This window comes from Amycolatopsis sp. NPDC051758 (assembly GCF_044453095.1).
GTDB lineage: Bacteria > Actinomycetota > Actinomycetes > Mycobacteriales > Pseudonocardiaceae > Amycolatopsis.
Window position 1 is genome coordinate 1,580,428 of sequence record NZ_JBITCJ010000001.1, and the last position, 12,759, is coordinate 1,593,186.

A 12,759-nucleotide genomic window follows, 5' to 3' on the forward strand; every position below is an offset into this window, starting at 1 on the left:
CTTGCGGGCAACGGCACTCCTTGCCACCTCCGGGGCCGAGACGACCTTCCGGAGCCTGGCACGAGAGCGGGCCGCGCGCCTCTACCTTCACCCGTCCGTGGAGCCGGTCAGCTTCGCCGTCGACTCGTGGGTGAGGGCCGTGGCCCCCTCGACGAACCCGATCACCGTGCGGAGCTCGTCGTCGGTGTAGCGGTCGCACAGCTCGTACATGCGCTTGACGAGGTTGTCCCACAGGTGCACGCCGCTCGCGATGGCCTGCTCGTTCAACGTGATCAGGACCCGGCGGCGGTCGTCCGGGTGCGGCCGTCGGTCGACGATGCCCTTGGCTTCCAGCCGGTCGATCATCGCCGTCACCGACGCGGGCGCCAAGCCGGACAGCCGTGCCAGGTCCTTCGGCGTCTGAGGCCCGAACCGCGCGAGGTAGTCCAGCACCTTGCTGTCCACCGCCGACAGCCCGCGCGTCTCGGAGACCGCGGTGTGGAACATGACCGTCTCCGTCGACAGCTCCCGCGACCTGAGCAGGACTTCCTCGACCAGTTGCGCTCGCTCGCTTGACACGGCGCCCAGCCTAGCCCACTCTTTAGTTCGACAGAACGAATTAGTTTCTAAGAGTTTCGAGGGGATGAACGAGATGACCAAGGCGCTGATCATCGGGGGCGGGATCGCGGGCACGATCACGGCCATCGCGCTTCACGAGGCCGGGCACGAGCCGGTGCTGTTCGAGGCGTACGACCGCGGGGCCGAGGGTGTCGGCGCGTTCCTCACGCTGGCCATCAACGGTCTGGACGCGCTGATCCCGCTCGGCCTGAAGGACGTCGTCAAGAGCACGGGATTCGACTCACCGCGGATGTCGATCGGGCTCGGCAACGGCACGCGGCTGACCGAATTCACCCTGGGCGGCACGCTCCCGGACGGCACCGTGACCCAGACCGTCCTGCGCTCCGACCTCTACGTCGCCCTCCGCGACGAGGCCGCGCGGCGCGGAATCCAGGCCGAATACGGCAAGCGCCTGATCGGCGCGAGCCAGACGTCCGCGCAGGTCAGAGCGGACTTTTCGGACGGCTCACACGCCGAAGGCGACCTGCTGGTCGGCGCCGACGGCCTCCGCTCGCGGGTGCGCACGATCATCGACCCGGACGCGCCGTCACCGCGGTACGTGCCGCTGCTCAACACCGGCGGCTTCGCCGAAGGGCTGACCCTCCCGGACGAGCCGGGCGTGCTGAACATGGTCTTCGGCAAGCGGGTGTTCTTCTGCCACGTCGTCAGCCCGGCCGACGGCCGCGTCTGGTGGTTCGCGAACCCGGCCCGCAAGACCGAGCCGACCGCGTCCGAGCTGGCCACGCTGGCCGGCGAGAAGCTGCGGGCGGAGCTGCTGCACCTGGTGGCGCGTGACCAGACGCCCGCCGCCGAGATCATCCGCGCGACGCGCGAGGTCTACCCGGCGTGGCCGACGTACGACTTCCCGACGGTCCCGGTCTGGCACCGCGGCCGCATGGTGATCATCGGCGACGCGGCGCACGCAACGTCACCGGCGGCGGGCCAGGGCGCGTCGATGGCCATCGAAGACGCCGTCACGCTGGGCAAATGCCTGCGCGACGTGCCGGACGTCGCGCAGGCGCTGACCACCTACGAGGGCCTGCGGCGCGAACGCGTCGAAGCTGTCGTCGCGGCCGGGAAGCGCAACGGCGACAGCAAGGTGATCGGCCCGGTCGGGCGGGTGATCCGCGACTTCTTCATCAAGCGCGTGTTCTCGAAGCCGTTCGACGAGGACCCGAATGCCTTCATGTGGAACCACCGGATCGACTGGGACGAGAAGATCTCCGCTTAGCGCCAGGTGTCGACGCGGTGGAAGTTCTTGTACGCCCGGCTCGGGGTCGGGCCGCGCTGCCCCTGGTAGCGGGACCCGGCTTCACTCGAGCCGTACGGGAACTCGGCCGAGCTGGAGAGCCGGAAGATGCACAGCTGGCCGATCTTCATGCCCGGCCAGAGCGTGATCGGCAGGTTCGCGACGTTCGACAGCTCGAGCGTGATGTGCCCGGAGAAGCCGGGGTCGATGAACCCGGCGGTCGAGTGCGTGAGCAGCCCGAGGCGGCCGAGCGACGACTTGCCCTCGAGGCGGCCGGCCAGGTCGTCGGCCAGGGTCACGAGCTCGTACGTCGAGCCGAGCACGAACTCGCCGGGGTGCAGCACGAAGGGCTCTTCGCCCTCCTTCTCGACCAGCGAGGTCAGCTCGTCCTGCTGCAGCTGCGGGTCGATGTGGGTGTACTTGCTGTTGTCGAAGACGCGGAAGAACCGGTCGAGCCGGACGTCGATGCTGGACGGCTGGACCATGGCGGGATCGAAGGGGTCGATGCCGAGCCGGCCGGCGTCGAGCTCTTTGCGGAGGTCACGGTCACTGAGCAGCACGCCCGGCAGCCTATCCGGTGGGTTCAGGCGACCTGCATGTGCTGCGCGTAGGTGGTGTCGGGCGCGAAGATCTTCTCGAGCCGCTTCACATACCCGCGACGCCCGGCCTCACCGATCCGCTCCTGCAGCGCGGTGGCCCCGGGAATGAACCGCCGCACGGTCTCGGCCGCGAAGTTCACCCCCGCGACGGCGACGATCGCGGCCTGCGCGACGGGGTCGTTCGGCAGGCCGAGGAAGTCGGCGTTGGTCTTCCCGAGCACCAGCCGGCTGATCGAGGAGTGCACGGCGACGGACACGTGCGAAAGCACCTTCCCGACGGCGCCGCGCCCTTCCCCGACGGCCGCGTTGGCCTCGATGAGCGCCTTGGCGAGGCGCTTCGAATCGTCGTCCGGGATGAACTCGGTGGCCGCGAGCAGCCAGAGCAGCCGCCAGGCGTCCTCTTCGCCGGTCGGGAGCAGCTCGTCGTCAACACCCATGAGCCAGCCGATGTAGCGCCAGAGGTGCAGGATGTCGCCGCGTTCGCGCGCGGAGTAGCGAAGGCCGAGCAGCTGCGTCCCGAAGACGTAGACGAGCGAGAAGAGGAGAAGGGTGCCGGCGGTCTGCACCTGGTTGACGGGCCGGTCCCAGGCGGCGTAGTCCCAGTCGTCCCGCCGGTTCATCGCGGCGCGCACGTGGGCGTGCACAACCCGGATCCGCAGCGCGGAGGCGTAACCCTGCCCGCCGTGCCCGAGGGCGCCGGGCGTGGTGACGTCGATCCACCAGGTGGCGGTCTCAACGAGCCGGCGCGTCGCCTTGTACTCGATCTCCCCGGTCCCGACCAGGGATTTTGTCGCGCGCGAGGCGAGATAACCGCCCATGAGCGACATGTCCCCGAGCGGGAAGAGCCCGAGCAACCCGGCCCGCGTGATGGCCTTGGCGCCGCGCTCGAGCCGCTCGTCGTCGACCCAGTAGGGCTTGGCGTTGACCTCGTCGAAGAAGGCCTTCAGCGGCCCTCCCTCGGCGACGCCGTTCTTCAGGGCGTCCTCGAAGAGCCTGCGCCCTTGGCCTTTCGGCTGCCGCGCCATCCAAGCGACAACGTCGTCGGCCAACCGATCCTCGACCTGGGCGAACTCCCGCAGCCGGGCGACCTGCCGCGCATCACCTCGGATGTCCCCTTCGATGAACAGCCGCTGGGCCAGCCGGAACCCGCCTTGCCGGAACAGCTCGGGCTCGTCCACGACAGCTCACCTCCGAAGTCGACAACAAGTGTTGTCACTTGAGGCGCCGACGTCAAGGAGGGAGGGGTCTGGACAAGGGGATCACGCCGCCGTGTATGCTGACGACACTGCCACACCGTGACAGCAGGCGGATGTAGTTCAATGGTAGAACATCAGCTTCCCAAGCTGAATACGCGGGTTCGATTCCCGTCATCCGCTCTTTACTCTTCTTCACTTGAGTGTTTGTTCGACGTAACGCTCTCGCCGAGTTCTTTCTTTCCCAGTCGCCTGCTGACTCGACCCAAATCAACCAGCATTCCCGAAATAGATTCGTCATTGGCATCGTGCGCACGGGTTACATCAATCGCTTCCCTGAAATAGTCAGCTGCCGCAACAAGATTCTCTTCTTCCCGCATCATGACTCCGAGTCTGGCGAGCACGACACCCAAAGATTGCAAGTTTTCTTCCCGTCGGAGAATCGTAACCGCTCTGCGGTAGGCGTTGATTGCCTTAACGCTCATTCCGTCGACGCCGAACTGTGCCACGTCCTCATAAATCTTTCCCACCTGGAACGAAAGCACAGCCAATCTCTCCTTAGACACGTCGAAGTCGGCCTGACACAGGACAGCCTCGACCGTATCGGCAACCTCAACCGCACTGCCGAACTGGCGATCCAAGATCAAACATTTAGCCAATGCATTCCTGGTGATCGCAATATCTTCTCGCCTGTCACCGTGATCCCTGGCCTTGGATTCGATCGACCTGCGATACAGATCGATTGCCTCCTTGACGTCTCCTGTATCGACGTGAACTTCGGCGAGGTCATGGAGAACCACGCCGTACCAACCGGGTGCGGCATCTTGGTCGATCAGGCTCAATGCTTCCTCGAACAGAGAGATCGACTCCGAGAAGTACTCAACCGGGCCGACCTGCTTGCTGGTCATGAGGTTTCCCCTCTTCATATTCGACATAGTTTGTTTGTCTGCTAGAGATTTTTTGCGTAGGTGCCGGCCGTGGTCGACCAGGACTGCCGCCAGCTCACGTTTAGCATGGGTTGTCCAGACATTATTTCTACCAAATAATTCATCACGCAACTTTGCTATTACGCGACACTCCATCAGCGATTCTTCTGTCCGACCCATCTTGCGATAAATAGACGCGATCCACGACCGCCACTCCAGAACTGCCGGGGACTTTAGACCCCACAATCGAGAACCGGACCGCAAGCCTGCATTGAATTCCACCAAGGCTTCTTCGAGTCGGCCTTCATGGTATAAGCGGGCAGCCAGACTCATCCGAATATGGATTGTCTTTGCGTCATCTTCCCCCAAAAGTTCGAAACTTTTTCTGTATGCAGACTCATAGACCTCGCGAGCACGTTCGCTGTGTCCCGCATAAGCGAGCGCGATACCGAATTCATGCTCTGCAACGATCGACTCAGAACAATCCCTACCCAGCGCATGGACATGCCTCTCGAATATTCTCTCCAATTCGCCGAGGGCTGCAGTCATTGCCGCCGGATCCGATCCGTCGAATAAAGATCGATCACGCCGCATCATTGCCTCGGCCAATCTCGACTTCAGGGTCTCACGCGCTTCTTCACCAAAGGTGTCCGCGCACTTTTCCCCGACTGCATGGAACTCGAGCTCAGCTTGACTCAGCAAACCGCGGGCGGCGTAGTACTCCGCAGCGTGATGAGCAGCGGCGGCAGCGTCGGTAATGGATTGAGCAGTTGATTCACTCATCAACTCGGAGATTATGAAAGTACAGTGAAGCGCCAGGTCGGACCAGTTGCTCCACGAACTGGCGTTCGTTGGGTCACCCGCGTCGACCGCCGCGTGACAAACCAGCGCCGAAGCCAAATCCAAATACGCAACGCGCCTTTCCAAGTAGTCGGCACTTCGACGGCTCGCGTCTCGTACGAGCGGGTGAATGCGCAAGAGATGCGGTCGCGACTCGCCTGGAACGCTTCTATTTGCAGCAATATCGACAAGACCTAGTTCGACCAGGCTTTGAACAGCACGTTGCAAGTCCTGACTATCAGAATTGTCGAGCAGGTCCGACTCTTTTAGCACATCGAAAGCGAGTAGAAGTAAGTGTGGTATTTCAGAATCAGCAAAGGTGGAGAGGAGGCGAAGGATGGGACGAGCCACATTTTCACCCCTTCTCTCCAGAAGCTCGAAAGATAGCTCCCAGGTGCGCGAGATGATTCCCCTGGAAACATCTTCGGTCTCGTGCACCCTTTTTCCATGGTCGAGCAGCATGACGCCCGTGCTCGCGAAGCGAGCCAGATAAGCCTTGAAGGTGCGTACAGATGATTCCGTTTGCCACACCGATGAATTTGTCTCGGCCAGATATGCACCCGCCAACCGCAGGGCGAGTGGAAGACCACCCAGTCGACGTCCCAGCTCGATTGCTTCGTCTTGCCCGCCCGCGTGCGGTGCATGATCGAGCAACACTTCGCCGGCGAATTTACCTGACAACGTGTTGATGAGATGAAACGAAGACCATGATCCCCACTCCCGAAGGCTGCCATTTCGAGTGGTCAGGATCACCGTACCCATGGAGCCGGCAGACAATGGCCTGAACCAGCCCCTCCCTTCCCTGATCGGTCGCCTGTTTATGTTCAATATTTGAAGATCGTCGATGTTGTCGAACACGAGCAGCCACGGCTTGTCGAGGTCGGCAAGAGCGTCCCAGAGAAGGTCTGCCAGATCCGGCCTTCTCACGTCGGACTCCGCAATTCCGGCGCGACGCGCGACGACTTCCATACTCAGCCGGAGCTGATGAGGATCCAACGGCGCCACCCACCACACCAGCACACCAAGACGGACAGCTCTTTCCGCGATCTCCAGCGCCACCGCGGTCTTACCGCAACCACCCAGTCCGTGGATGACGTGGGACGCCGTACTTCCATCGCTGCAAGCGCCACCGTCGGAGGTCAACGACAAAAGACGAGCCATTATCTCGTCGACCACTGAATCGCGTCCGCGAAGTGGGCCTGGTCGTTGCTCGACTGGCGGGTATACCGATACGTCCACATAAGGCAAGGCCGGTTGACCGACGACAACGGTGATACCCGCCTCCGCCGCGACGTTGTGGAAGTCGACCAAAGGCGCCTGGACGGCCGGAGCGCCTTGCAGATCTCTGGATGGATTATCCGTCAGACCGTAGTGCCGTCCGATTGCGCTTTTCCCGACTTGATGGTTCCCACGTCGATTCCACCCTCGAAAGCGCCGTCGACCACTCGTACACCTGTTCCTTCGGATTCCACTGACCGGACGCGAAGAAATTGCGCTTGCACTCGTTCCAAGTCTAATCCGGCAGGAAGTTGGAAGTTTCCTTCAAGCCGCTGCACCTCATCCACCAGCTTCTGCGCCGCGGCAACCAGTTCTGCATCGAGGTCGATCCCCGAGTCGACAATGTCCTCGATGACCGCGGTTCGACGCGCTGCCGACGCAGGCTTTTGCTCGATCACATCGACGTCGACTTCGGGAAATTTCTTTGTGAACAGGGTTTCAACGCGGAGTACGCTTCCTTGACAGCCGTGCTCGCCGTCTCTCGCACTCCGGCTGCGGCGCCAATCGCAAGCGCTGAAACAAGGAGCGTAACCGGATCCACGATTACTACCACCTCTCACAAGTGCCGGTAGGGTCTGCCGCGTTGAACGTCTCCCGAGCGCACCTTGTTACGTAGCGGTCTGTAACGATCCGATAGCGGCCGGAGCGGGGTCTGGATTTTGATCACTAATGCACAGATCTGGCACCAGCGAATTCGCGCCTTTATCGAGCCAGCCTGCGCCGCAGACGGGCCGCGTGCGCGGCGGGCAAACCGGTCTTCACCGCACGCTCCAAAGCGTCGGACGCCGCCGGAGAACCCAAGCGGTGCAACAACTCCGCCCGCGAGGCATGCCACCACGGGTAATCGTCCAACTCCGCCAAGGCATCCACCAACGCCAACCCCGCCGCGGGTCCGTCCCGCTCGGCCACCGCCGCCGCGCGGTTCAAGCGGACCACGGGAGTGTCCTGGACCGACAACAACACGTCGTACCAGGAGATCACCGCGTCCCAGTTCGTCTCCGGATACGACGGTGCCAGGTCGTGGCAAGCCGCGATCGCCGCTTGCACCACGTAGACGTTCGGCACCGATGGTGTGCGGCGCAGGCCGACGCCCACCAGCTCGACGCCCTCCTTGATCAGCTCGAAGTTCCACGCCGAACGGTCCTGGTCGGCCAGCAGCACCGGCACCCCCGCGGAGAACCGGGCCGCACGACGGGCGTCTTGCAGCAGGACCAGCGCCAGCAACCCCAACGCCGTCGGCTCGTCCGGCATCAGCGAAGCCAGCAGGCGCGCCAGGCGGACGGCCTCGGCGATCAACGCAACGCGCCCCGTGTAGCCCTCGTTGAAGACCAGGTACACCGTCGACGCGACGCCGGCCAGCCGTGAGGGGAGTTCCTCGGCAGAAGGCACGCGGTACGGGATCCGAGCCGTGGCGATCTTCTGCTTCGCGCGCGTCAGGCGCTTCGCCATCGTCGCTTCCGGGACCAGCAGGGCCCGGGCCACCTCTGTGGTCGACAAACCGCCCAACGTGCGAAGCGCCAAGGCGACCTGGGCGTCCAGGGACAACGCCGGGTGACAGCACGTGAAAACGAGACGCAGCAGGTCGTCGCGGACCGACAGCGGGTCGGGCGACGGGTCGAAGGCGGGCATGGCGTCCGCCTCCTTCCCGAGGCGTTTCGCTTCGCGGCGGACGACGTCGACCGCGCGCCGGCGGGCCGCGACCAGGAGCCAGCCGCGGGGGTTGGCGGGGACGCCGTCGCGCGGCCACGTCTCGAGGGCTCGCACGACGGCGTCCTGGACCGCGTCTTCGGCCAGGTCGACGCTGCCGGTGACGCGGACCAGCGTGGCCAGTACCCGGGTGCCCTCGTCCCGGACCAGCCGCGCCACCGCGTCCCCGGCGCCGGTCATCCGAAGTCGACGACCGGCCGGACCTCGATCGCGCCGTCCCAGGCGCCCGGGATCCGGGACGCGACCTTGACGGCTTCGTCGAGGTCGGCGCACTCGATCAGGTAGAAGCCGGTGAGGGCTTCCTTCGTCTCGGCGTACGGGCCGTCGCTGGTGACAACGTCGCCGCCCTTGCCGCCGGTGACGCGCACGGTGGTCGCGGTCGCGGTCGGGTACAGCGCCGCGCCGCCGCGGATCACAGCCTGGGCGCCGTCGTGGAACTCGTTGTAGTCCTTCATCATGTCCGTCGCCTCGGGCCGCGTCGGGTCGACGTCGGAGGCGTAGATGATGGCGGCGTACTGGGGCATGAGAGCTCCTCACAGTCCTGACCGGCGCCGATCGCCGGCTCTCACTGTAAGGACGAACAGCGCGGACGTCCTCTGGACAACCGCGCCGGACTTTTTTCTCAGCCCTCGACGAGCTCCCAGTCGCTCTCCGGGGTCTCGCGGTCGTACACCTGGCCCGGCGCCGCCTTCAGCACGGTGCGGACGTCCGGGTACAGGTTCGCGACGTGCTCCAGCTCCAGGCCCTCGACCTCGAAGTCCTCCGCTTCGGGAACCTCGAAGCCGACGAACAGCCAGGTGCCGTCCTGCTCGCGGACGACCTGGCGGACCGCGCGCACCGGGGCGTCCGAACCGGTCGGGATCTCCGTCAGGCCGCTGCTGATCTGGGCTTCGTCGTCGGGGGAGCCTTCGAACTTCCAGGCGGCGCGGCGCTGGCCGAGCAGCCGGATGTCCTCGTCCTCGTCGTCGGAACCGGTCACCGACGAGAGCAGCCACGTGCGGCGGTCCGGGTCCCAATCGGCGGCCATGCCGGTCGGCAGCTCGGCGAGCGCGGCCAGCTGCGGGAGCAGCTCGAAGGCCTCGCGCACCGACATTCTGCCGAAGCTTTCGCGGTTGACCACGACGTCTTCGGACAGCTCGGTCCCGTCGCTGATGAACCAGTCGTCCTCGTCGTCCAGCACGACGAAGCCCAGCGCGTCCGGATCGTTGACCAGGGCCAGGGCGATGATCACCGGCGCTTCCGGGTCCTGGCGCAGCGGCCATGCGGTCGACATGCGCCATATCCCACCATCGGCGCGGCACACGGCGGGAGCCGGGGTCACCCGATCGATTAATTCATCGCTTGTTGATATAGTCGGGCCATGGTGCTGCCCAAGGGACTCGCCCGCTTCAACCGCGTGGTGACCAACCGGATCAACAAGCACGTCGTCAACTGGGCGCCGGGCTTCGGCATGATCGTCCACAAGGGACGGAAGTCGGGCAAGGAGTACCGCACGCCGCTGAACGTCTTCCGCACGGACGACGGCTTTGTCGTCGCGCTCACCTACGGGCCGGACACCGACTGGGTGAAGAACGTGCTGGCCGCGGAGAGTTGCACCGTGGTCACCCGGCGGCGTAATTACCGCGTGCATTCCCCCGAGCTCGTGCATGATGAGTCGCGCCGAGCGATGCCCACGCCCGTGCGGCAGTTCCTCGGCCTGCTGAACGTCCACGACTTCCTGCTGCTCAAGCGGGACTAGGGGGAGAAATGCTGCTCGAGGGGGAGCTCGTCCGGCTGCGCGCGCTCGAACCGGAGGACGCCGAGAAGATCCACCCGTGGATCCACGACCCCGAGGTCGGCCGGTGGATGGTCAACAGCCACCCCCGGTCGCTCGCGCAGATCCGCAAACGCGCCGAAGAACGCCCGCTCAACAGCTACGAACTGGTCGTGCTGGGGATCGAGGCCGACGGCAAGCTCATCGGCATCATCGACCTGCGCGACGCCGAGCCCGAGATCGGCGAGGCGGAGCTGGACGTCTACATCGGTGACGCCGAGTACCGCAAGGGCGGCGGTTACGGCACCGAAGCGCTGCGCCTGATGTGCCGCTACGGCTTCAACAACATGCGCCTGCACCAGATCACGCTGTGGGTGGCCGCGCCGAACGAGCGCGCCCGGCACGTCTACCGCAAGGTCGGCTTCGTCGAGGAAGGCCGGCACCGCGAGGCGTTCGTCGGGCTGGACGGCGAGCGCCACGACATGATCCTGATGAGCATGCTCAAGGGCGAGCTCAAGTGGTGAGCCGGCGAGGCGCCTTCAGCCGCCAGGCTTCTTCGAGCAGCTCGCGCAGCTGATCGACGTCGACGCGATCCAGGTCGACGATGATCGAGCCGGACCCGTCGTAGTGCGGTGTCGTGAAGAAGGCCGCGTCGCCGGAGTCCAGCAACGCGGCCTTCTCGTCGAGCCCGCACATCACGACCAGGCCGCCTTCGGCCTCGGTGCGCAGCCGCGCGAACCCCTTGCCCGCCACCTTCAGCGCGGGCGTGCGGTACCAGGTCGCCGCCTCGACCTCGGGGAGTTCCGAGGCCAGGCGGACGACGTCTTCCCAAGTCGTCATGGGTCCATTGTCGACCCGGCGTCTTGGAAAAACCGGATCACGGCAGCTGGGTGATCCGGTCGGCCGCGGGCGGGGCCAGGTTCGGGTGGGCGCCCAGGTACGCGACCAGCGCGTCCAGGTCCACCGGTCCGCCGACCAGGTTCGTGCCCTTGGTGAACTCGGTGAAGCCGTCCCCGCCGGCGGCGAGGAAGTTGTTCACCGACACGCGGAACGTCGCCGCCGGGTCGACCGGCGTGCCGTTCACCGTGATGTTCGAGACCCGCGAGCCCTGCGGCGCGGACGCCGAGTAGCTGTAGTGCAGCGAGCTCGAGATCTGCAGGAACTTCGGGTTCACGCCCGGCGCCCACTGCTGCTCCAGCACGTTCTTCAGGTTCGCGCCGGTCAGCGTGATCGTCTGCATGATGTTCGAGAACGGCTGGACCTTGAACGCCTCGCCGTAGGTCACCACGCCGTCGCCTTCGCCCGCCGGGGACGACGCGAAGGTCAGGTCGGCGCGGATGCCACCCGGGTTGGTCATCGCGATGACCGCGCTGTTCGACTGCGTGCCCGCCAGCTGCGCGTCGGCGATGACGTCGCCGAGTGCCGACTCGCCGGCCGCGTTCCCGGCCGCCTTCAGGTCCGTGGTGATCGTGCCGACCTGCTTGTTCCCGATCGGGGCCGCCTTCGCCGTCGCGTCGGCGACCAGCGCCGCCACGGCCGGGTCCGGGGTGACCGTGCGGGTGACGATCTCGTTGTGCGCCTGGGTGGCCGAGCGGACGACGTCCCGCGTCTTCAGGTTGATCTTCAGGTCGACGACCGACAGGAGCCGGCCGAAGGACGAGCCCTGGATGACCGGGCGCGGCTGGCCCGCCGGGTCGTTGATCACGCAGTTGTACTGCTGGTGGCTGTGGCCGGTGAAGATCGCGTCGACCTTCGGGGTGACAGCCTTGGCGATCGCGGTGGCCGGGCCCGGCAGGACCTTGCAGTCGTTCGGGCCCTCGAGCTCGGTGCTGTCGCCCTGGTGCATCAGCACGATCTGGGACTTGACGCCGAAGAAGTCGAGCAGGTTCGCGGTGCGGTTGATCGCTTCGACCTCGTCACCGAACTTGAGGCCCTTGATCGCCTCCGGCGTGACGACCGACGGCAGGTCCTTCAGCGTCGCGCCGATGATTCCGACCGGCACACCGCCCTCGAACTTGACGGTGAACGGCAACAGCGCGGGCAGCCCGTTGGTGAAGTACACATTGGACCCGAGGAACGGGAAAGCCGCACCCTTGAACTTCTTGTCGAACTGGCAACCGTCCGTCGGGTGGCAGCCGCCGAACTGCATGCGCTGCAGTTCCTTGTAGCCCTCGTCGAACTCGTGGTTGCCGACGACGGACGCGTTGACGCCCAGCATGTTCAAGAAGTCGATGGTCGGCTCGTCGTGGAACAGCGCCGAGGTCAGCGGCGACGCGCCGATGTTGTCACCGGCGGAAACGACGAGCGAGTTGCGCACCTGCGACTGCAGCTGCTTCACGTGCGTCGCCAGGTAAGCGGCGCCGCCGGCGTCCACAGTGGTCCCGTCGGACTGCGTGACGCGGCCGCTGGAGCCGGTCGGCGGCTCCAGGTTCCCGTGCAGGTCGTTGAAAGCGATGATCCGGACGTCGGTGGTGGGGTCCGGGCGCTGGCCCGCGGACGCGGGCGCGGTGGTCACCGCGGTCGTCGCCAGCGCGGCCGCGGCGAGCACCACGAGCCGGGTTGAAAGCCTCATGCGTGTTTCCTCCGATTCGCGCCCAAGGTCCCCAAACGGGCGCAC

At 65.3% G+C, this 12,759-nt stretch carries 13 protein-coding genes and 1 tRNA gene; 4 read left to right on the plus strand and 10 right to left on the minus strand.

What is annotated here, in order from left to right; translation table 11 throughout:
- Nucleotides 1-87: 87 nt before the first annotated feature.
- Nucleotides 88-558, minus strand: a complete 471-nt coding sequence (locus ACIA5G_RS08235) for a MarR family transcriptional regulator (protein ID WP_395921523.1) — start codon at nucleotides 556-558, stop codon at nucleotides 88-90.
- Between the two features lie 73 nt (nucleotides 559-631).
- Between ACIA5G_RS08235 and ACIA5G_RS08240 the strand changes: the two genes are divergently transcribed.
- Nucleotides 632-1,828 (plus strand): FAD-dependent oxidoreductase, encoded by a 1,197-nt coding sequence (locus tag ACIA5G_RS08240; protein ID WP_395921958.1) that lies wholly within the window; start codon nucleotides 632-634, stop codon nucleotides 1,826-1,828.
- Here ACIA5G_RS08240 and dcd read toward each other — a convergent pair.
- Nucleotides 1,825-2,406 carry a dCTP deaminase gene (dcd, locus tag ACIA5G_RS08245; RefSeq protein ID WP_395921524.1) on the minus strand — a complete coding sequence of 194 codons (582 nt, stop codon included), beginning with the start codon at nucleotides 2,404-2,406 and terminating at the stop codon, nucleotides 1,825-1,827. The genes ACIA5G_RS08240 and dcd overlap by 4 nt on opposite strands.
- A gap of 23 nt (nucleotides 2,407-2,429) precedes the next feature.
- Nucleotides 2,430-3,623 (minus strand): oxygenase MpaB family protein, encoded by a 1,194-nt coding sequence (locus ACIA5G_RS08250; RefSeq protein ID WP_395921525.1) that lies wholly within the window; start codon nucleotides 3,621-3,623, stop codon nucleotides 2,430-2,432.
- A 127-nt stretch (nucleotides 3,624-3,750) separates the two neighbouring features.
- Here ACIA5G_RS08250 and ACIA5G_RS08255 point away from each other — a divergent pair.
- A tRNA-Gly gene (locus ACIA5G_RS08255) sits at nucleotides 3,751-3,821 on the plus strand.
- A gap of 2 nt (nucleotides 3,822-3,823) precedes the next feature.
- On the opposite strand, the gene ACIA5G_RS08260 is transcribed toward ACIA5G_RS08255, so the two are convergent.
- The 5 genes from ACIA5G_RS08260 to ACIA5G_RS08280 form a co-directional block, all read right to left on the minus strand.
- The gene (locus ACIA5G_RS08260; protein ID WP_395921526.1) at nucleotides 3,824-6,463 is read right to left on the minus strand and encodes a tetratricopeptide repeat protein; all 2,640 of its coding nucleotides are present in this window, start codon (nucleotides 6,461-6,463) and stop codon (nucleotides 3,824-3,826) included.
- 302 nt (nucleotides 6,464-6,765) lie between these two features.
- Complete coding sequence (locus ACIA5G_RS08265) at nucleotides 6,766-7,080, minus strand: hypothetical protein (protein WP_395921528.1); 315 nt, start codon at nucleotides 7,078-7,080, stop codon at nucleotides 6,766-6,768.
- A 304-nt stretch (nucleotides 7,081-7,384) separates the two neighbouring features.
- A complete protein-coding gene (locus ACIA5G_RS08270) occupies nucleotides 7,385-8,569 on the minus strand; it encodes an RNA polymerase sigma factor (RefSeq protein WP_395921529.1) in 1,185 nt (394 codons plus the stop codon).
- The gene (locus tag ACIA5G_RS08275; protein ID WP_395921530.1) at nucleotides 8,566-8,913 is read right to left on the minus strand and encodes a YciI family protein; all 348 of its coding nucleotides are present in this window, start codon (nucleotides 8,911-8,913) and stop codon (nucleotides 8,566-8,568) included. Before ACIA5G_RS08275 ends, ACIA5G_RS08270 begins: the two co-directional genes overlap by 4 nt.
- 98 nt (nucleotides 8,914-9,011) lie before the next feature.
- Nucleotides 9,012-9,662, minus strand: a complete 651-nt coding sequence (locus ACIA5G_RS08280; RefSeq protein WP_395921532.1) for a hypothetical protein — start codon at nucleotides 9,660-9,662, stop codon at nucleotides 9,012-9,014.
- An 87-nt stretch (nucleotides 9,663-9,749) separates the two neighbouring features.
- On the opposite strand from ACIA5G_RS08280, the gene ACIA5G_RS08285 reads away from it, so the two are divergent.
- Nucleotides 9,750-10,127 (plus strand): nitroreductase family deazaflavin-dependent oxidoreductase, encoded by a 378-nt coding sequence (locus ACIA5G_RS08285; protein WP_395921533.1) that lies wholly within the window; start codon nucleotides 9,750-9,752, stop codon nucleotides 10,125-10,127.
- 8 nt (nucleotides 10,128-10,135) lie between these two features.
- Nucleotides 10,136-10,666 carry a GNAT family N-acetyltransferase gene (locus ACIA5G_RS08290; protein ID WP_395921534.1) on the plus strand — a complete coding sequence of 177 codons (531 nt, stop codon included), beginning with the start codon at nucleotides 10,136-10,138 and terminating at the stop codon, nucleotides 10,664-10,666.
- On the opposite strand, the gene ACIA5G_RS08295 is transcribed toward ACIA5G_RS08290, so the two are convergent.
- Both ACIA5G_RS08295 and ACIA5G_RS08300 read right to left on the minus strand, forming a co-directional pair.
- The gene (locus tag ACIA5G_RS08295; protein WP_395921535.1) at nucleotides 10,656-10,982 is read right to left on the minus strand and encodes an MmcQ/YjbR family DNA-binding protein; all 327 of its coding nucleotides are present in this window, start codon (nucleotides 10,980-10,982) and stop codon (nucleotides 10,656-10,658) included. The genes ACIA5G_RS08290 and ACIA5G_RS08295 overlap by 11 nt on opposite strands.
- A gap of 37 nt (nucleotides 10,983-11,019) precedes the next feature.
- Nucleotides 11,020-12,714, minus strand: a complete 1,695-nt coding sequence (locus ACIA5G_RS08300; protein ID WP_395921537.1) for a bifunctional metallophosphatase/5'-nucleotidase — start codon at nucleotides 12,712-12,714, stop codon at nucleotides 11,020-11,022.
- Nucleotides 12,715-12,759 lie beyond the last annotated feature (45 nt).

What these genes read in the sequence shown, in the direction of transcription:
- ACIA5G_RS08285 (WP_395921533.1), top strand. Translation starts at nt 9,750, where the DNA reads ATGGTGCTGCCCAAGGGACTCGCCCGCTTCAACCGCGTGGTGACCAAC.
- ACIA5G_RS08280 (WP_395921532.1), bottom strand. Translation starts at nt 9,662, where the DNA reads ATGTCGACCGCATGGCCGCTGCGCCAGGACCCGGAAGCGCCGGTGATC.
- ACIA5G_RS08240 (WP_395921958.1), top strand. Translation starts at nt 632, where the DNA reads ATGACCAAGGCGCTGATCATCGGGGGCGGGATCGCGGGCACGATCACG.
- ACIA5G_RS08270 (WP_395921529.1), bottom strand. Translation starts at nt 8,569, where the DNA reads ATGACCGGCGCCGGGGACGCGGTGGCGCGGCTGGTCCGGGACGAGGGC.
- ACIA5G_RS08300 (WP_395921537.1), bottom strand. Translation starts at nt 12,714, where the DNA reads ATGAGGCTTTCAACCCGGCTCGTGGTGCTCGCCGCGGCCGCGCTGGCG.
- ACIA5G_RS08275 (WP_395921530.1), bottom strand. Translation starts at nt 8,913, where the DNA reads ATGCCCCAGTACGCCGCCATCATCTACGCCTCCGACGTCGACCCGACG.
- ACIA5G_RS08290 (WP_395921534.1), top strand. Translation starts at nt 10,136, where the DNA reads ATGCTGCTCGAGGGGGAGCTCGTCCGGCTGCGCGCGCTCGAACCGGAG.
- ACIA5G_RS08295 (WP_395921535.1), bottom strand. Translation starts at nt 10,982, where the DNA reads ATGACGACTTGGGAAGACGTCGTCCGCCTGGCCTCGGAACTCCCCGAG.